An 18,528-nucleotide genomic window follows, 5' to 3' on the forward strand; every position below is an offset into this window, starting at 1 on the left:
GGTCAGGGCCACAGCCACTGGGCAGCAGTCGCATAGAGGGCGATCCCGACCAGCAGATTGAAGGGGAAGGTGATGGCGAGCGACGCCGTCACGAACACGCCGGGGTCGGCCTTGGGCGCGGCCACCCGCATGGCGGCGGGCACGGCGATGTAGGAGGCAGAACCCGCCAGCACCGCCAGCAGGGCGGCATCGCCCACGTCCAGCCCCGCGACCCTGGCCAGACCCAGGGCGACGGCCGCGGACACCACGGGAAACAGCAGGGCGAAGGCCACGACCCGGGCGCTGAGCTTCCTCGCCCCGTTCATCAGCCCGCGTGCCGCGACCAGCCCGAGATCCAGAAGGAAGAAGCATAGCGCGCCCTGGAACAGCGGCCCGACGAACAGCTCCAGCCGTTGATAACCCTCCTGCCCCGAGATCGCCCCGACCGCGAAGCCGCCCAGCAGCATCATGGACGCCGCGCCCACCAGCACCTCACGCAGGACCAGGCCCCGATCCACGGGTTTGTCAGACCCCGACCCGCCCATGAGGATCAGAGCGGTCAGGATCGCGGGCGTCTCCATCAGGGCCAGGACGGCGGCCATGTAGCCGCCCGCTTCAAGGCCGATTGTGGCGAGGTGCTGCTGGCCAGCCGCGAAGGTGACAACCGACACCGATCCATAGGCCCCGGCAACGGCGCAGATGGTGGGCTTGTCGAGCTTCTTCGAGCCTCTCAGCCACAGCCAGACCACCAGAGGCATCAGGGCGCTCATGGCGATGCCGATAGCGCCGGCGGTCAGGAAGTCGCCGTTCAGCCCGGCGGCACGGGCCTCGACCCCGCCTTTGAAGCCGATCGACATCATCAGATAGAGCGAAATGGCCTTTGTGACCGGCTCTGGGATAGCCAGGTCAGAACGAAGGAACGCCGCCAGAGCGCCGATGAAAAAGAACAGGATCGCGGGCGAGGTCAGCAGCGCCAGGCTGGCGGACAGGTCGGGCATAAGCGGGGTTCCATCGAAAGACGGCGCCCTGTGCCCGGCCCACCTTGGCTATTCCAGTTTATTGACCTGATAGACGCCATAACGGATGCTCATGACATGAGCGGCCGTCCCCTCGACCTCGATATCGACCTCCTGCGGACCTTCGTGACCGTGGTGGAGACGCGCAGCTTCACCCGCGCGGCCGCCCTGCTGAACCGGACCCAGCCTGCCATCAGCCTGCAGATCCGGCGGCTGGAGACCCAGCTCGGCTCCCCCCTCATCGACCGGGCAGGCCGGTCCGTGACCCTGACCACAGAAGGCGCGGCGCTCCTGCCCCAGGCCAGGCGACTGCTGCGCCTGAACGACGAGATCGTGGCGACGCTGGGCGACGGCGATCTGGAGGGCGAGGTCCGCTTCGGCGCGCCCGAGGACATCGCCACCCTGCACCTGCCCGGCATCCTGGGCGCCTTCGCCCGCAACCATCCCCGCATCCGCCTGTCGGTGACGTGCGACTTCACCGCCAACCTGCTGGACCAGATGTCGAGGGGAATGCTGGACCTGGCCCTCATCAAACGCGAGCCGGTGGGCCCTGAGCTTGGCGCGCGTGTCTGGAAGGAGCCGCTGGTCTGGGTGGCGCAGGACATGTCGCTGGCGACGGAGACGCCCCTGCCCCTGATCGTCGCCCCGGCCCCGGACATCTACCGAAAGCGGGCGCTCGCAGCCCTTCTGGCCGCCGGGCTCGCGTTCCGTCCCGCCTTCACCTCGCCCAGTCTCGCCGGACAGATGGCGGCACTTCGGGCCGGACTGGGCGTCAGCGTGCTTCCCGCCGCCATGATCCCTCGCGATCTGGTCGTGATCGACACGGGTTTGCCGTCCCTGCCCGACAGCGAGATCGCGCTCGTCAGCACAGGCGGTCCCGGCGGCCCCCCCGGGTTGCTGGCCCAGGAGGTTCTGAGGGCGTTCGAGCGGGGCCCTCGAAACGTCGAAAGGCCCGCCGGTTTCCCGACGGGCCTCTGATCTTCAGCAATCGACCGCCTATCAGGCCGCCGCGCTCTGCGATCCTTCCGATGGATCGCGCAGCACGTAGCCCCGGCCCCAGACGGTCTCGATGTAGTGCTTGCCGCCGGCGGCCGTGGCCAGCTTCTTGCGCAGCTTGCAGATGAAGACGTCGATGATCTTCAGCTCGGGCTCGTCCATGCCGCCGTAAAGGTGGTTCAGGAACATTTCCTTGGTCAGCGTCGTGCCCTTGCGGAGCGAGAGCAGCTCCAGCATCTGATATTCCTTGCCCGTCAGATGGACGCGGTGACCGTTCACCTCGACCGTCTTGCCGTCCAGGTTCACCGCGATCTCGCCGGTATGGATGATGGCCTGGGCATGCCCCTTGGAGCGGCGAACCACGGCGTGGGTGCGCGCGATCAGCTCGTCCTTGTGGAAGGGCTTGGTCATGTAGTCGTCGGCGCCGCCGCCGAAGGTCTTCACCTTGGTCTCGATCTCGGTCGAGCCCGACAGGATCATGACCGGAGTGTTGACCTTGCCGACGCGCAGCTGGCGCAGAACCTCGAGGCCGCTCATGTCGGGCAGGTTCAGGTCAAGAAGGATCAGGTCATAGTCATAGATCTTGCCGAGATCGATGCCCTCTTCCCCGAGGTCCGTCGTGTAGACGTTGAAGCCCTCGGACTTCAGCATCAGTTCGATGCTTTGCGCCGTGGCGTGATCGTCTTCAATCAGCAGAACACGCATTCATGCCCCTCCAGGCAAAGCTTGACCATATGAACCCGCGCACACGCACGGGTAACCTTGTTCGCGAGTTAACCGGTGAAAACCTTAAGAACGGTTAATGGCGACCCCATGTCCGATTCGTAGGCTGATTTGCGAATCGCCGTCGAGAGTCCGCGAGTCAACGATTCGAAATTTTTCTGACGCCGTTCACCGCTACGTCCGCTTCTGACGCACGACAGGATTATCTTCCTATCGCGAGTTCGGCGAGGGAGGCGTGGGTGAGGGAGCCCTATCGGGTCGAGGTCAATGAGAGGGATCGGCTGCACGCCGATCTGGTGATGCAGCTGGTTGCGGTGCGTCTTGGCGTACCGACAGAGACCATCCGGCGGATCAGCCGCCTGCCCGTGCCAGCGCTGCGGGCTCGGCGGGTGGCCATGTATCTGGCCCACGTCGCCCTCGGCTGGCAGCTGGAGCGCGTGGGTCACGCCTTCGGGGTCAACCGCCAGACGGCCGCAAACGCCGCGATCCGCATCGAGGACGCCCGTGAACACGAGGCCCTGAACCAGCTACTGGAAGAGCTGGAAGACGCCATCCACGCCGTCGTCGACGCCCCGCCCCCGGACCTGTCGGGGCTAGGGGAAGTGGCATGAGCGCGTCGGTGGATCGCGCCCGGCGGATGCTGGCCCGCCCCGGCGCGTGGATCGACGCCGTCGTTCCGGACCGGACCTATGCGCTGCGGCTCGGGCCGACGCGCAGCCATCGGACCGTGACCACTCTGGACGAGGCCGTGTTTCGCGCTCTGGTCGAGACGCCGGGCTTGCGCCGTCGGGCAAGGGGCGGCTGGGAGGCAAGCGCTGCGCCTCGCGCGGATCGTCCATCAAACGCCGGCGCCCCCGGCCGGATCGAAGGCGAACGCATCGTAATGGAGGCCGACGGCCGTCCCCGCCGCGTGCGCGCCAACCTGGGTCAGAGCCCGATCCAGCGCCTCGCCCTCCGCCGCGATGCCGACGGCCGCCCCTTCCTCACCCCTACGGAGGTCGCCGCCGCGCTGCGGCTCGGCTGCGATGCGGAGGCCGCTCTGTCCGGCCCTTCCCTGACGATGCGCTGGGATGCCCTGCCCCGGTCCGGCGGTGGCTCCGCCGCCCGGGCCGAACCCGGCGACCGCGCCCTGAACGCCGCCGACCGGATCAGGCGCGCGCTCGCCGCCTGCCCGCCCGACACCCGAGGCGTGCTGGACTACATCTGCATCCGGGAAGCGACGCTGGGCCTCACGGAGGAGGCGTTGTGCCTGCGGCGAAGCGAAGGGCGGGCGATGCTAAAGCGGGGGCTGGCAGCGCTGGCCCGATACTATGGTGTGCCGTGAGCCGCCATCGCCTCCGCCCGGATGCGTCCGACCATGGCGTTCAGCCCGTTCGCTCTCTGCCGCGTCAGAGCCTGGGGCAGCCCCAACCGGTCAAGCGCCGCCCTGGCGTCGAAAGCAAGAATGTCGGCCGGCCCGCGGCCGGAATAGAGCTTCAGCAACAGCGCTACGTTGCCCTTGGAGATCGCGCTGTCACTGTCCGCCCTGAAGGTCAGGCGATCGCCGTCGCGCCCCGTCGCCAGCCAGACCTGGGCCGCGCAGCCCGGCACCTTGTTGGCCTCGATGCGGTCGGCGTCCGGCAGTGGCTCCAGCCCCTTGCCCAGGTCGATGACGTAGGCGATGCGCTGTTCCCAGTCCTCCAGGACCTCGAAATCCTCGATCAGCTCGGCGAGGGTGTCCTCGATGGGATTGGCGGCGGCGGTCATGGCCGCGACATAGGCCCCGTGCCGATCAGGGACAACCGTGACATCGTTCCCCGACCGTGACGCGGTCGCCCCCTGAAATCGAGTCGCCCCTTGCGGGAGCGGGCTTTAGGCGACTCGTGCGCGAGGTTACCCTCACATGTTGGGCGCAACCTCCCTTTCAGCCCGGCCGTCGCCCCGGCCGACCGGATCTCGCTTGACGCCAACCCCCGCCCACACGCCAGAGGACGCGGCCGCGCCGGCCCCGCGGCTCTTCGAGGGCCAGGGCGTCGTCGCCTGGCATGGCGGCTGGGCGGCAGCGGTGGTCGTGACGACCGTCGCCGCGCTGTGGCTCGATCGGCTGACGGGGGTCGCCGCCTTCGGGGCGATGGCCCTCATCGCGCCGGGGCTGGGCGGACTGGTGCTGCTCAGAAAAGACGGCCCCGGCGAGCGATCGCTGGTTCTGGTCGGCTGGACGCTGGCAGCCCTCGCCGCACAGGTACTCTCGGGGGGCCTTTCGGGACCGCTCGTCGGATTCGCCATGATGCCGTTCGTGGCCGGGCTGGCGCTCGGCGGCCCGCGGCATGGCGTCCGCCTGGCCCAAGCAGGCGCGGCGGGGTCGGCGGTGGCGGCGATCGGAGGCCAGCTGTCCGCCTGGTGGATCGGGCCGCCCGAGCCCCGCTATTTCGCCGCTGGCCTGTTCGCCCTGATCGCGGCAGGCGCAGCGGTGCTGGCCGTGCGGCTCTCGTGGCGGGTACGCGAGCGGGTTCTGCTTGGCGCCGAAGAGGATGCGCGGCGGGTCCGCGCCTTCCTCGACGCCCTGCCCGGCCTCACGCTGGTGATCGAGCGCGGCGGAAGGCTCGTCGCCGACTATGGCGCCCCGCCGCCCGCGCTCGACCTCGCGGCCCTGCGCACCGATGGCCTGATGGCCTCCATCCACGCCCCGGATCGACCCGCCGTGCTGTCGGCCATCGACGCCGCCCTGGCCGGAGACCAGACCCAGGTCCGCTTCGCGCCGCGCCAGGCCCTGGACCGCCGCATCAGCCTGGCGCTCCGGCGGATCGGCGAGCCCGGCGGCGCGCCTCTGGTTATCGCCCAGGCGCTGGACGCCACGCGCCAGTTCGCCGTCGAGGTCGGGCTGGAGGCCGCCCGCGCCGAGGCCGAGGCCCGCGACGCCGGAAAGACCCGCTTCCTCGCCAATATGTCCCACGAACTGAGGACGCCGCTGAACGCCGTGATCGGCTTCTCGGACGCCATGCGCCAGCGCCTGTTCGGCCCCCTGCCCGTCCGCTACGCCGACTATGCCGATAGCATCCACGAAGCGGGCGGTCACCTGCTGGAACTGATCGGCGACGTTCTGGACGTGGCCAAGATCGAAGCCGAACGTTACGAGCTGTCGCGCGAGATGTTCGACGCGCGTGACGCGGTGTCCGCCGCGGTGGCGCTGGTACGCGTCACCGCCGCCGACAAGGGCGTGGCCCTGTCCAGCCTGCTGCCGGACGAAACCCTGACCGTTGACGCCGACCGCCGCGCGCTGAAGCAGATGACGCTGAACCTGCTGTCGAACGCCATCAAGTTCACGCCGTCGGGCGGATCCGTCACTCTGACGCTGGAGACGATCGGACCGTATCTCGAACTGGTCGTCGCGGACACGGGGGTCGGCATCGCGAGGAAGGATCTGAAGCGCCTCGGCCGCCCCTTCGAACAGGCGGGTGGCGCGGATCAGAAGGCCCAGGGCACGGGGCTGGGCCTTTCGCTCGTGCGGGCGCTCGCGGAGTTGCATGGCGGCCGGATGAGCCTGGATTCCACGCTGGGCGAGGGCACGGCCGTGACCGTGCGGCTGCCGGTCGCCCGGGTCGAACGCACCGCCGTGCCCGAGGTCGGCGCGGAAATCGTGCCCCTGACGACGCGCTGAGGCCACGCTTGCGGCTCACGAAGCGACGCAATTCGATGTTAGACGTTAGGCCTGTGCATATGCTGAAGCTGGAGCGTCTCCCCGCATGCGTCGCTTTCTGATCTGGTCCGCTCTGGCGGTCATCATCGGCCTGGTCGTCGCTGGTGTCGGCTACTGGGCCTACTGGAACTTCTATGCCCGCTTCCAGCCGGTGACGGTCACCCGAAACCAGGGAGAGATCCAGCGCCTGCTGGACGAGGCGTCCTGGCTGTCCGGCGGCGGGGGCGGGGAGCCTCTTTATGTGATCGGCTATCGCGACTCGGCTTCGTTCCAGCGTTACCAGCGCGAGGAAGCCGGCAGGCTGCGGGCCGGGGGCGTGGAGATGCGCGTCGTGGTCTTCGCCCGACCCGACCGTGAGGGCGCGCCGCAATCGACCCCGACCGAACGCTCGACCATCGCCGAGCTGTGGCTGAGCCGCGACTGGAGCCTGTACGAGCGCTGGATCGCGACGCCGCCACGAAACTGGACTGCCGCCGGCATCCCCGAGGCCGACGGCAATCTGGCCCGGTCGGCGGTGGTCGAGGCTAGCCGACAGTTCACGACCCGGCTGAACGATCTGTTGCGCGACGCGGGCGTGCCGACGGGATATCCGCTGGTGATCTGGCGCGACCGTGAAGGGTTCCTGAAGGCCTGCGCCTGCGCCGACAGCCGGTCGTGGGTGTTCGTGCGCGACGACGTGGGCGCTCCGGACGACCTGTCGGCACCGACGCCGCCCGATCCGGCGGATGTGGCCCCGGGCGCACCGCCCCCCGCTGCGGTCGAAGGCGCGCCACAGGCCCTGCCCTACCCGAACCTGGGGCCCATTCCGCCTCTGGATAACGGGGAGGTCACGCCACCGAGCCAGGGCGGATCGCCGCCGACGACGACCCGACCCAGCGGTCCGAGTGCTCCGCGTACAGAGCCCGCGCGGCCCACGACGCCGACGGCCCCGCCGCAACCGAGCCAGCAGGACGACACGACGTTCTTCTGAGAAGTCAGGAAGCGTCCCGATGCTGACCGGGCGCTCCCTCGAATCTCGCCTACTTCTTGGCGCGACCGGCGCGGGCGGGTTTGCGACCGCCTTGGCCCAGGCCCATCTGCTTGGCCAGGTCCGAGCGCGCCTTGGCATAGTTCGGGGCGACCATCGGATAGTCTTTCGGCAGGCCCCATTTGGCGCGGTATTCCTCGGGGCTCATGTCGTACTTGGTGCGCAGGTGGCGCTTCAGCGACTTGAACTTGCGGCCGTCTTCCAGGCAGATCAGATAATCGGGGCTGATCGACTTACGGATCGGCACCGCGGGTTCCTTGGGCTCGGGGGCGGCCTCGACAGTTCCGGTCGAAACCTGGCTGAGCGCGGCGTGGATGTTAGAGATCAAGCCGGGCAGTTCGGCCGCCGCCACGGTGTTGTTGCCGACATAGGCCGAGACAATGTCTGCGGTCATTTCCAGCAGTTCGGAGCGGTCTTCAGGTCTTGAGGCGTCCACGGGCGTTTCCTTGTTCCGGACGGTTCGCACGACGGCGATCGAGACTCGTGCTGATAATGATGTTCGACCGTCAAGGCAAATGCTTTGGGAACACAGGTCAGCGCTCGTCGCTATACGCGATGGATGAAACTCTACTGTTCAAACGAACAGCAGGGATCAGCGACCGAAGTCTTCCGCCAGGGCCATCATGGCCGCGCGTTCCGGGGCGGAGTATTGATCCAGCGCTTCTTCGTCGCCTTCGCGGATCGCCTTCATCAGGGACGGCGACATGGCCGAGGACAGGGACCAGTTCCAGTAGCGCAGAACCGTCTGGGCGCGGTCAACCGCCAGCATCTCGTAGATCATCTGCACCCGGGCCCAGTCGGCGTGAGGCTGGCCCGCAGCATCAACGAGAGGACGCCGCACCGATCGCCAGAGGTGTTCCAGATCAAGACGCGACAGCCCCGTGGCCTTGCACAGGATGGCCAAGGGCTCGCCGCCGGGATCCCCGAGAATCTTGGCGCCGGTCAGGGGCTTGATGCCGGCCAGATAGGCGATCTCGGCGGCCAGTTCCGGGGTCAGGCCCAGCCTGGCCCCTTCAGCGATCGCGTGTTCCAGGCTGTCGTAGGGGCTCTTTTCGATGGCGGCGCGGTTGCGCTGACGGCGCTCGATGAACTGCAGCGCCTTTCGCGCCACCGGGTCCTGCCAGTTCTCGTCGGCGGCCATGGCGAAGACGTCCTCGGACACCTCTTGCAGGACCTCGCGCGAGACGGCGAAGCGCTGGAGGATGGTCTTTCTGTCCTCGGGGCCGCACCACCAGAACATGACGTAGGCGCCCGACGGCCGGAGCTCGGGCCGACGCAGCAGATGTTCGCACAGTCCGGGCGTCAAGCGACTCAGGCTCACGATCGCCTCGATGCCGGGCTGGGACAGTCGGGCGGTGGCGTTGCGGAGCAGGGCCTGGATGACGGCGGGTTCGTCGAAGGCGATCAGGCTTTCCGTCACGACCTCGGACAGTCCGCGCCGACTGGCCATCAGGAAGCGGTGGTCGAGGCCGGTGTCGGCGGCGCAGGCGCAAAGATCGGCGTCGTTCAGCGCCGCGCAGCCCTCGATCAGGGAGGCGGCGATGTCCGGCTCGTCGCGCAGCAGCATGCGGGTCAGGCTGTTGGGCAGTTCCGCCAGCGGAGTCAGACGCACCGCGACGCGCTTGCGTTCCTGGGGGGAGGCCAGACGCAGCATCTCGACCAGCAGATCACCCGTGACCGCGCGTTCGAAGGTGTTCACCCGGCTGGCCGGCAGGGACACGACGTCGGCGAGCCGCTTCAGCAGCGCGTGGCGCGCGCGAAGGCTGGCTTTCGCGGCCTCTTGGGGCGGAACGGACGCCGGTTCGGACATGTCGACAGTCAGGATATCGCCGAGCGGGTTAACCGGCGGTGACGGTCAGTCGAACCTGCAGGAGCCGACGCTTCGCTTGGACGGGCTTGACCGATCCGTCCGACAGCCCAGTATCGTCGTTCATCTCCCGATCAACCGAGCGCCCCATGACGGAAACTCCGGACACGCCGAGGTCGCCGGCCCGCGAGCCGGAAGCCGGCCTGCATCATCTCAGCGAGGACGCCACTGGCTTTGGCCAACGCGAGCTCCGAACCGTCCGGGACGCCTTCGTCAAGCCGGTGGCCATGCTGGACGCCTATATGACGCTGGGGCCGAGCGGCGGCGGGGTCTATGCCCGCCCCTTGCGGTTCTATCTCAGCCTCTGCGGTATTCTGATGCTGCAGCTGTTCCTCATGGGAGGAACAACGATCATGTTCTCGGGCCTGCCACCGGAGGCGCTCGATCCGGTCATCGCCCAGTCGGGAAAGAGCCGGGACGCCTTCCTCGCGGATGCCGATGGCTGGATGTCTCTGGTCCTGGTGCCGCTGAATGCCGCTGCCTATGCGATCGTCTCGGCTCCGCTGTTGCGGTGGTGGGATCCGACCGATCTGGGGTGGCGCAAGTCGTTCCGCGCGACCTTCCACTATCTGAACGTCTGGACGCTGCCGTTCATCCCGATCGGCTTTCTGGCCTACATGCCCGCCACCGCTGTCTGGGCGTCGATTGCCATGCTCATTCTAGGCTTCATCGCCTTCCTGCGCGTCGGCAGGGGCCGATGGTACCGGACCCCTGTCGGCGGAGCGATCAAGGCCGTGACGATCACCGCCGCGACCTTTGTCGGCACCATGATCGCCTCGGTTCCGATGATGGCCATCGGCCTGGCGGGCGGGGTTTGGGGCTGAGGCCGCGTTACAGCCCCTCGAACAGGGCCGTGGACAGGTAGCGTTCGGCGAAGCTGGGAATGATGACGACGATGGTCTTGCCCGCGTTCTCGTCCAGCGCCGCCTGACGGAAGGCGGCTACCAGGGCCGCGCCGGAACTGATGCCGACGGGGATACCCTCGACCCGGGCAACCTTGCGGGCCATGTCGAAGGCGTCCTCGTTGGAGACCTGTTCGACGCCGTCGATCACGGAGCGATCCACGACGGCCGGGATGAAGCCCGCGCCGATGCCCTGGATCTTGTGCGGGCCGGGCTCGCCGCCGGACAGGACCGGCGAGGCGGTGGGCTCCACCGCGATCATCTTGAGACCCGGCTTGCGCGCGCGCAGCACCTGGCCGACGCCGGTGATGGTGCCGCCGGTGCCTACGCCGGAGATGACGATATCCACGGCGCCGCTCGTGTCGTTCCAGATCTCTTCCGCCGTGGTGGAGCGATGGATGGCGGGGTTGGCGGGGTTCTCGAACTGGCTGGGGCTGACCGCGCCGGGCGTGCGTTCCAGCAGATCGTTGGCCATGGCGATGGCGCCCTTCATGCCCTTCTCGGCGGGCGTCAGCACCAGTTCGGCGCCCAGCAGGGCCAGCATCTTCCTCCGCTCGATCGACATGCTCTCGGGCATGACCAGGATCAGGCGGTAGCCCTTGGCGGCGGCGACGAAGGCCAGCGCGATGCCGGTGTTGCCGCTGGTCGGCTCGATCAGGACGCCGCCCGGCTTGATCTTTCCGTCCGCCTCCAGCGCCTCGATCATGGCCACGCCGATGCGGTCCTTCACCGAGGCGATCGGGTTGAAGAACTCCAGCTTGGCGAGGACCTTGGCCTTGGGCTGATACTCGGCCGTCAGGCGGGGCAGGCCGATGATGGGCGTGTCACCGATAGTGTCCAGGATCGAGCCATAGACCCTGCCCCGGCCGGAGGTGGAACGGGCGGCGGCGGAGAGGGCGTCGGACATGGGAGAGCTCCGGCTGAGATGGGAAATCGCGTGCGAATCGTCTGAAACGTCTGAAATCCGACGCCCGGAGCCACTTCCGGGCGACGCGCTGACAGGACATAGGACGGACGCCACAGGGCGCAACGGCGTCCTTGAACCAATACAGCCTCGCTGCGTTCCACACACGCGGGAAACAGGCGCAAAGCCGCCGCCGGGGGGATCGTCACTGCTGAACACGCCTGCAGAGCGCGACCATCGAACGGACTTTCTCGGCGGATCAGGCGAGATGTCCGCGCGGATTCGCGCGCATGACTGGGCCTCCACGCCTCTGGGGCCGATAGAGGCCTGGCCGCAAAGCCTGAAGACGATCGTGGGCATGATGGTGGCGGCGCCCAATCCCATGGTGCTGCTGTGGGGCCATAAAGGCACGCTGCTCTACAACGATGGTTACGCCCGTTTCGCCGGGCGCCGGCATCCCGAGCTGCTGGGCATGGGCGCGCGCGAGGGCTGGCCCGAAATCGCGGATTTCAACGATCAGAACATCCGCCGCGCCCTGGCCGGCGAGGCCTGGTCGCTGAATCGGCAGGAGCTTGTGCTGGACCGTCAGGGCCGACTGGAGTCGGCTTGGCTGGATCTCGACTACACTCCGGTGCCGGACGAGACCGGCGCGCCCGCAGGCCTGATGGTCTTCGTCAACGAGATCACCGAGCTCGTGGCGGCCGAGCGGCGCCAGGCCGAGGAAAGGGACCGGCAGGACGCCCTGATCGCGCTGGACGACGCCATCAGCCGGACCGACGACCCGCTGGACATGGCCGAGGCCGCGGCGGCCATTCTGGGCCATACGTTCGGAGCCGATCGCGTCGGCTACGGCATCATCGATCCGGACCAGGAAACCGTCAACGTGGTCCGTGACTGGCGGGCCGCGCCGGAGACGGCGTCGGTGGTCGGCTCTCACCACTTCCGGGACTACGGTGTTTATGTCGAAGACATCGTCGCCGGGCGAGCGGTGACGATCGACGATGTGCGGACCGATCCCCGCACGCGCGCCGACCCCCTGCCCCTGTTGAGCTATGGCGTCGCCGCCCTGCTGGACGCGCCGTTGCAGGAGGGCGGGCGGACGGTCGCCCAGATGCTGGTGCATTCGGCCACGCCGCGCGTCTGGACGCCCGAGGAGATCGCCTTCGCGCGTGAGTTCGGCGAACGCGCACGCGCCGCCATCGCCCGGCGCGAGGCCGAGCGCGACGCGGCCCGGCGCAGAGATGAGCTGCAACGCCTGACCGACAGCCTGACCGTGCTGGTCAGCTTCGTCGATCGGGATCACCGCTATCAGCTCAATAATCGCGCCTATGCCGACTGGTTCGGACCCAAGGCCGAGAGCCTGGTGGGCCGCCCCCTGGTCGAGGTGCTGGGCGAGGCCGCCTATGCCAAGGCCCTGCCCCGCATCGAGGCGGCGCTGGCCGGCGAGACCCTGACGTTCGAGGACTTCCTGCCCTATGCGGGCGTGCGGGGCCGCCATATCCGCGCCGACTACATTCCCCGCCGCGACGATACGGGGGCGGTCGACGGCTTCTATGCCGTGGTCTCCGACATTTCCGGGCGCAAGGAAGCCGAGCTGCGCCAGCAGGCCCTGGTCGAGATCGGCGACGCCATGCGCGACCTGGCCGATCCGGCCTGCCTGGCCGCCCGCGCCGCCGAGGTTCTAGGCAAGTTCCTCAAGGCCGACCGCGTCGGATACGCCACCGTCGACACGGTCGCAGAGACCATTCACGTCGAGCAGGATTGGGTGTCTGACCGCGCCCGGTCGATCGCAGGGACGCTGCGGCTGCGCGACTGGGGCGACTTCATCGACGACATGAAGACCGGCGCGATGCTGCGCGTCGACGACGTGCGGGGCGACCCGCGCGCCGAGGGGGCGATCCACAGCCTGGAAGAGGCCGCCTGTCGCGCCTTCATCAACGTCCCCGTTCTGGAGGGTGGAGATCTGGTGGCGATGGTGTTCGTCAACCAGGCGGACGCGCGTGTCTGGAGCGACCACGAGGTGGAACTGGTCCGCCAGGTCGCCATCCGCATCCGCATTGAGGTGGAGCGGGCGCGCGCCACCCAGGCGCTCAGGACCCTGAACGCCACCCTGGAGGAACGGGTCGTCGAACGCACCGCCGAGCTGATGCACGCCGAAGAGGCCCTGCGTCAGTCTCAGAAGATGGAAGCGATCGGCCAGCTGACCGGCGGCATAGCGCATGACTTCAACAACCTGCTGGCCGGCATTTCGGGCAGCCTGGAACTGATCGAGAAACGCATGGCCGAGGGACGGCTGGCGGGCATGGATCGCTACATTCAGGCTGCGCAGGGGGCCTCGCGACGGGCTGCGACCCTGACCCAGCGGCTGCTGGCCTTCTCGCGTCGGCAGACGCTGGATCCCAAGCCGACCGACGTGAACCGGCTGGTGCTGGGTATGGAAGACCTGATCCGGCGCAGCGTCGGGCCGGACGTACGCGTGACGCTGGAGACCGATCCGGACCTGTGGACCACGCGGATCGACCCGTCGCAGCTGGAGAATGCGCTGCTGAACCTGTGCATCAACAGCCGGGACGCCATGGCGCCGGACGGCGGCGACCTGACCATCCGGACCTACAACGTGACGCTGGACGCCGCGGAAGCCCGGTTCCGCGACTTGCCGCCCGGCGACTATGTGAAAATGTCGGTGACAGACACCGGATCGGGCATGACGCCCGATGTCATGGCCAAGGCCTTCGACCCCTTCTTCACCACCAAGCCCTTGGGCCAGGGGACTGGGCTGGGCCTGTCGATGATCCACGGCTTCATGCGCCAATCGGGCGGCCAGGTGCGGATCGAAAGCGCACCGGGTCAGGGCACGACCATCACGCTCGCCCTGCCCCGCTGGCTGGGCTCGGCCGACGCGGGCGAGGGGCCGGAGGTCGAGGCCGCCGCCGAAGAAGAGACCGGCCAGGGCGAGACCGTCCTCGTCATCGACGACGAGGAGACCGTGCGCATGCTGGTCGTCGAGGTGCTGGAGGACGCCGGCTATTCGGTGCTGCAGGCGGCCGACGGCCCGGCGGGTCTGGCCATCCTGAACTCCGATGCGCGGATCGACCTGCTGGTGTCCGACGTCGGCCTGCCGGGCGGCATGAACGGACGACAGGTGGCGGACGCGGCGCGCGTGGGCCGGCCGGAGCTCAAGGTGCTGTTCATCACCGGCTATGCGGAGAACGCGGTGGTGGCGGGCGATACACTGGAACCCGGCATGGCGGTCATGACCAAGCCATTCCAAGTCTCGGCCCTGGGCGCGCGAATCCGCGAGATGATCGAGGGCTAGGAACCGGCCGGCCCACGCGCGAGTTTCGCCAGCCTGAACCTGAAAGCTTGACCGAGGCCCGACATGACCCGCCGCCTGACCGCCCTTGCTGCAGCCCTGCTCGCCTCCTCCGCGCTGGGGGCCTGCGCCTATAACGAGACGCTGGGCCGCAACCAGCTGATCCTGGGCGACACGGCGGCCATCAACCAGCAGTCCGACGCCGCCTGGACCGAGCTGCTGCGCACCCAGAACCCGACGCGCACCGGAGCACAGGTCGAACGCATCCGCCGGGTCGGCGACCGCCTGGTGCGGGCCGCGAACCTGACCGACCGGGCCTGGGACTACGCCGTCTTCAACAGCCAGAGCCCCAACGCCTTCGTCCTGCCGTCGGGCAAGATCGGGGTGACGACCAGTCTGCTGGCTCTGGTCCAGAACGACGACCAGCTGGCCACCGTTATTGGCCACGAGATCGGACACGTCGTCGCCCAGCACGCAGCCGAGCGAGCCACTTCGGCGGGTCTGGCCAACATCGGTCTGTCGGTGGCGCAGGGCGTGGCCGGCTCGCGCGGCCAGACCGTGGGGTCTCTGGGATCGGTCGCGGCGCAGTACGGCCTGCTGCTGCCCCATTCGCGTCGGGACGAGCTGGAGGCGGATCGGCTGGGCGTCGACTATCTGGCCGCCGCCGGCTTCCGGCCGTCGCAGGCGGTCGTCCTGTGGCGGCTGATGGCCCAGCAGCGTCAGTCCGGCCAGCCCGAGTTCGCCTCCACCCACCCGTCGGACGCGACCCGCATCCAGGCTCTGGAGGCCTACATCGCCCAGCGCGGATGGAGCTGATCCCGGCCGATTTCACGCCTCGTTAACCACGACGGCGCAAAGGTTAACGCCTCCCGACTCTGAGGCCGTGCCCCTTTGCGCAACCTGATCGCCGCCATTGAAGCCGTCGATCCGCTGCTCGTCACCGGCAAGGTGGCGGGGGTATCGGGCCTGCTGATCGAGGCGCGGGGCGGGCTGTCGCGGCTGGCGGTCGGGGCGCGGGCCGAGATCGGGCGGCGGGGAGCGACGCCCCTGCCCGCCGAGGTCGTGGGGTTCCGGGATTCCAAGGCCCTGCTGATGCCCTTCGGCCCGGTCGAGGGCGTGGCGCCGGGCGCCGACATCCACATCATCGGCGAACAGGCCAGCGTGCGGCCGACGACCGCCTGGCTGGGCCGCATCATCGACGCCTTCGGTCAGCCGATCGACGGCAAGGGGCCGCTGCCGACGGGGCCGGCGCCCTATCCGCTGCGCGCCTCGCCGCCGCCAGCGCACTCCCGCGGCCGGGTGGGCGAGCGGCTGGATCTGGGCGTGCGCTCGATGGACGTGTTCACCACCACTTGCCGGGGCCAGCGGCTGGGCATCTTCGCCGGATCGGGCGTGGGCAAGTCGGTGCTGCTGTCCATGCTGGCCAAGCAGGCGACGTGCGACGTCGTCGTGGTCGGCCTGATCGGCGAACGGGGCCGGGAGGTGCGCGAGTTCATCGAGGAGACCCTGGGCGAAGAGGGCCTGCGCCGCGCCGTGGTCGTGGTGGCGACGTCGGACGAGCCGGCGCTGAAGCGGCGTCAGTCGGCCTACATGACGCTGGCCATCGCCGAATACTTCCGGGACCAGGATCTGGAGGTCCTGTGCCTGATGGACTCCGTCACCCGCTTCGCCATGGCGCAGAGGGAGATCGGCCTGGCCGCGGGCGAGCCCCCGACGACCAAGGGCTATACGCCGACGGTTTTCACCGAACTGCCCAAGCTACTGGAGCGGGCGGGGCCGGGGCCGGTGCGGCCGGACGGGACGACGGCGGGGCCGATCACGGCGCTGTTCACCGTGCTGGTCGACGGCGGGGACCATGACGAGCCCATCGCCGACGCCGTGCGAGGCATCCTGGACGGCCACATCGTCATGGATCGCAAGATCGCAGAGCGCGGGCGCTTTCCCGCCATCGACGTGCTGAAGTCCGTCAGCCGGACCATGCCCGAGAACCAGACGCCGCCGGAACGCGAGCTGAACAAGCGGGCGCGCCAGTGCCTGAGCGCCTATGCCAACATGGAAGAGCTGATCAAGATCGGGGCCTATCGCGCGGGCGCCGATCCCATCGTCGACCGGGCCATCGCGCTGAACCCGGCGCTGGAAGCCTTTCTGGGTCAGGACAAGGAGGACGTCACCCGTCTTACCGATTCCTTTACCCGGCTGGAGGCTATTCTGAACCAGGGCATGGTCCCGCAGTGACCGGAGATTTCGCATGACCGCCTGGGCCCACTCGCTCATCCGCATCTCCAACTACGAGGTCGAGACGCTGCAGAAGCGCTTGGCCGAGATCACGGCGAGAAAGGCCTCCGCCGAGATGCGGCTGGCCGTGCTGGACGCCGAGGTCGAGGTGGAACGCGAGCGGGCGCGGGCGGACGCGGAAGCCGGAATGCTACTGCAGGCCTATCTGGCCGGGTGGAAGGCGAAGAAGGGTCTGGCCGAGGCCGATCTGGACACGCTCGATGCCGAAGAGGCCGGGGCGCGCGACGCCCTGACCGACGCCTATTCGGAGCTGAAGAAGTTCGAGCACGTCGCCGAGACCACCCGCCTCAATGCCCTCATCGCCGCCGGCAAGCGCGAGACGGCGGCGTTCGACGAGATGGGGCTGAGGCGGCGATCGGCCTGAGTTTCTCCCTCCCCTTGCGGGAGAAGGTGGCAGCCAACGGCTGACGGATGAGGGGTACGAGGACACGAATCCGATGCGTCCCATGACCCTCAGCGGCAAGACCGAGTTTCACCCCTCATCCGGCCCTGCGGGCCACCTTCTCCCGCAAGGGGAGAAGGGACTGAGCAGACGCCTCTTCCTGGCCTCCAACCTCGCGCTGGCCGCCTGCGGGAGCACCGAGGCCGCACAGCCGGTCATCCAGGCGAGCCCGCTGAAGTCGCTTGTCCCCTTCCCCATCGGCACAGCGGCGATGGCGGGGCAGTTAGATGATGCGGCCTGGGTCGATCTGTGTCTGACCCATTGCTCCCAGCTCACGCCCGAGTGGGAGATGAAGATGGAGTACATCCTGCAGGGGCCGGACCGGTTCCTGTGGGATACGCCGGACCGCATCGCGGACTTCTGCACCGCTCACGGCCTGCGTCTGCATGGCCATGCCCTAGTCTGGTACTCGCAAGGGGCTGAGGCCTTTGACGGACTGGACCGCCGGACCTTCGTGGCCGCCTTTGATCGCTACATCGCAGAGGTCGCCGGTCGCTACCGGGGCCGCGTGAACGGATGGGATGTGGTCAATGAGGCCGTGGCCGAGGACGGTAACGGCCTGCGCGACTGTCACTGGTCCGAGGTGCTGGGCCAGGACGGCTACATCGCCCGGGCGTTCGAGCAGGCGAAGGCCGCCGATCCGGACGCGGTGCTGTTCCTGAACGACTACAATCTGGAGAACCTGCCGGCGAAGGGCGCGACCTTTCTGAGACTGGTCGAGCGGATGCTGGGGCGGGGCGTGCCCATCGGCGGCATCGGCACCCAGAGCCATCTGGACATCGAAATCCCAGCCGGCCAGATCACCGCCTTCTTCCGCGAGGCCGGACAGTTCGGCCTGCCGATCCATGTGTCGGAGCTGGACGCGAGCCTGCGCCGCGAGGGTCGGATCGACACCCGCTTCCAGCGCCAGAAGATCGAGCAGCAGACCGGGCGGGTGATGGAGCTGGCCGAGGCCTTCATGGACCTGCCATCCGCCCAGAGGCACGCCTTCACCGTCTGGGGCCTGAGGGACACCGACAGCTGGCTACGCCGCGACGCCCGCGACGACGGCAAGGACAGCCCCCTGCTGTTCAACGCGGCCGGTCGGCCCAATCCGATGTTCCAGGCGGTGGTCGACGGCTTCTCCGCCTGAGGGCCCCTCTGCCATTGTCGCCTGCGACGCCTTGGCCTAGCCTGAGGGTGCGACAGGTTCCCCAGCGACGGGGATGAAAAGGGAACTCGGGTGAGAGACCCGGGCTGACCACGCAACTGTAAGCGGCGAGCCCGCGCGTCGAATGCCACTGGCGGCCCGAGCGGCTTCCGGGAAGGCGATGCGCACCGGCCCTGACCCGCGAGCCAGGAGACCTGCCTGTCGCGGTCGTGCGTCGCGCGGACGTGGTGTTCCGGGC

At 68.5% G+C, this 18,528-nt stretch carries 17 protein-coding genes and 1 riboswitch; of the genes, 11 read left to right on the forward strand and 6 right to left on the reverse strand.

Features of this window, described 5'->3' with window-relative positions:
• Positions 1 to 2: 2 nt before the first annotated feature.
• On the reverse strand, positions 3 to 977 hold the full coding sequence (locus tag Q333_RS0110495) for a sodium-dependent bicarbonate transport family permease (RefSeq protein WP_029416822.1): 975 nt from the start codon (positions 975 to 977) through the stop codon (positions 3 to 5).
• Between the two features lie 96 nt (positions 978 to 1,073).
• Between Q333_RS0110495 and Q333_RS0110500 the strand changes: the two genes are divergently transcribed.
• Positions 1,074 to 1,973, forward strand: coding sequence for a LysR family transcriptional regulator (locus Q333_RS0110500; protein ID WP_051651254.1), 900 nt, complete (start codon positions 1,074 to 1,076; stop codon positions 1,971 to 1,973).
• 21 nt (positions 1,974 to 1,994) lie between these two features.
• Here Q333_RS0110500 and ctrA read toward each other — a convergent pair whose 3' ends face one another.
• On the reverse strand, positions 1,995 to 2,696 hold the full coding sequence (gene ctrA / locus Q333_RS0110505) for a response regulator transcription factor CtrA (protein WP_029416825.1): 702 nt from the start codon (positions 2,694 to 2,696) through the stop codon (positions 1,995 to 1,997).
• 257 nt (positions 2,697 to 2,953) lie between these two features.
• Here ctrA and Q333_RS0110510 point away from each other — a divergent pair, with 257 nt between their 5' ends.
• Both Q333_RS0110510 and Q333_RS0110515 read left to right on the forward strand, forming a co-directional pair.
• The gene (locus tag Q333_RS0110510) at positions 2,954 to 3,325 is read left to right on the forward strand and encodes a hypothetical protein (protein ID WP_029416827.1); all 372 of its coding nucleotides are present in this window, start codon (positions 2,954 to 2,956) and stop codon (positions 3,323 to 3,325) included.
• Positions 3,322 to 4,038 carry a DUF6456 domain-containing protein gene (locus Q333_RS0110515; protein WP_029416829.1) on the forward strand — a complete coding sequence of 239 codons (717 nt, stop codon included), beginning with the start codon at positions 3,322 to 3,324 and terminating at the stop codon, positions 4,036 to 4,038. Before Q333_RS0110510 ends, Q333_RS0110515 begins: the two co-directional genes overlap by 4 nt.
• Here Q333_RS0110515 and Q333_RS0110520 read toward each other — a convergent pair.
• Entirely contained in the window at positions 4,023 to 4,460 is a 438-nt protein-coding gene (locus Q333_RS0110520; RefSeq protein ID WP_029416831.1) for a SufE family protein, read from the reverse strand. The two genes, Q333_RS0110515 and Q333_RS0110520, sit on opposite strands and share 16 nt — an antisense overlap.
• A 193-nt stretch (positions 4,461 to 4,653) precedes the next feature.
• Here Q333_RS0110520 and Q333_RS0110525 point away from each other — a divergent pair, with 193 nt between their 5' ends.
• The gene (locus tag Q333_RS0110525; RefSeq protein WP_051651255.1) at positions 4,654 to 6,351 is read left to right on the forward strand and encodes a sensor histidine kinase; all 1,698 of its coding nucleotides are present in this window, start codon (positions 4,654 to 4,656) and stop codon (positions 6,349 to 6,351) included.
• An 85-nt stretch (positions 6,352 to 6,436) separates the two neighbouring features.
• Entirely contained in the window at positions 6,437 to 7,360 is a 924-nt protein-coding gene (locus Q333_RS0110530) for a hypothetical protein (protein ID WP_029416834.1), read from the forward strand.
• Between the two features lie 49 nt (positions 7,361 to 7,409).
• Here the strand turns inward: Q333_RS0110530 and Q333_RS0110535 are convergent, their stop codons facing one another.
• Together Q333_RS0110535 and Q333_RS0110540 are read right to left on the reverse strand one after the other, a co-directional pair.
• Positions 7,410 to 7,811, reverse strand: a complete 402-nt coding sequence (locus tag Q333_RS0110535) for a MucR family transcriptional regulator (protein ID WP_029416835.1) — start codon at positions 7,809 to 7,811, stop codon at positions 7,410 to 7,412.
• Between the two features lie 198 nt (positions 7,812 to 8,009).
• Positions 8,010 to 9,227, reverse strand: a complete 1,218-nt coding sequence (locus Q333_RS0110540; protein WP_029416837.1) for a DUF2336 domain-containing protein — start codon at positions 9,225 to 9,227, stop codon at positions 8,010 to 8,012.
• Positions 9,228 to 9,373: 146 nt separating this feature from the next.
• Between Q333_RS0110540 and Q333_RS0110550 the strand changes: the two genes are divergently transcribed.
• Positions 9,374 to 10,108 carry a hypothetical protein gene (locus Q333_RS0110550; protein ID WP_035294191.1) on the forward strand — a complete coding sequence of 245 codons (735 nt, stop codon included), beginning with the start codon at positions 9,374 to 9,376 and terminating at the stop codon, positions 10,106 to 10,108.
• A gap of 7 nt (positions 10,109 to 10,115) precedes the next feature.
• On the opposite strand, the gene cysK is transcribed toward Q333_RS0110550, so the two are convergent.
• Positions 10,116 to 11,093, reverse strand: coding sequence for a cysteine synthase A (gene cysK, locus Q333_RS0110555; RefSeq protein WP_029416840.1), 978 nt, complete (start codon positions 11,091 to 11,093; stop codon positions 10,116 to 10,118).
• Positions 11,094 to 11,358: 265 nt separating this feature from the next.
• On the opposite strand from cysK, the gene Q333_RS17025 reads away from it, so the two are divergent.
• The 5 genes from Q333_RS17025 (at position 11,359) to Q333_RS0110580 (ending at position 18,272) form a co-directional block, all read left to right on the forward strand.
• Positions 11,359 to 14,406 carry a PAS domain-containing protein gene (locus tag Q333_RS17025; protein WP_051651256.1) on the forward strand — a complete coding sequence of 1,016 codons (3,048 nt, stop codon included), beginning with the start codon at positions 11,359 to 11,361 and terminating at the stop codon, positions 14,404 to 14,406.
• Between the two features lie 63 nt (positions 14,407 to 14,469).
• Positions 14,470 to 15,219: a M48 family metallopeptidase gene (locus Q333_RS0110565; protein ID WP_029416844.1), complete on the forward strand. Its 750-nt coding sequence runs from the start codon at positions 14,470 to 14,472 to the stop codon at positions 15,217 to 15,219.
• 75 nt (positions 15,220 to 15,294) lie between these two features.
• Entirely contained in the window at positions 15,295 to 16,638 is a 1,344-nt protein-coding gene (gene fliI / locus Q333_RS0110570) for a flagellar protein export ATPase FliI (protein WP_029416845.1), read from the forward strand.
• 13 nt (positions 16,639 to 16,651) lie between these two features.
• A complete protein-coding gene (locus Q333_RS0110575) occupies positions 16,652 to 17,062 on the forward strand; it encodes a flagellar export protein FliJ (protein WP_029416846.1) in 411 nt (136 codons plus the stop codon).
• A gap of 73 nt (positions 17,063 to 17,135) precedes the next feature.
• Positions 17,136 to 18,272: an endo-1,4-beta-xylanase gene (locus tag Q333_RS0110580; RefSeq protein WP_245591535.1), complete on the forward strand. Its 1,137-nt coding sequence runs from the start codon at positions 17,136 to 17,138 to the stop codon at positions 18,270 to 18,272.
• A gap of 37 nt (positions 18,273 to 18,309) precedes the next feature.
• Positions 18,310 to 18,506: riboswitch (cobalamin riboswitch) on the forward strand.
• Positions 18,507 to 18,528 lie beyond the last annotated feature (22 nt).

The organism is Brevundimonas bacteroides DSM 4726 (assembly GCF_000701445.1).
GTDB classification, from domain to species: domain Bacteria; phylum Pseudomonadota; class Alphaproteobacteria; order Caulobacterales; family Caulobacteraceae; genus Brevundimonas; species Brevundimonas bacteroides.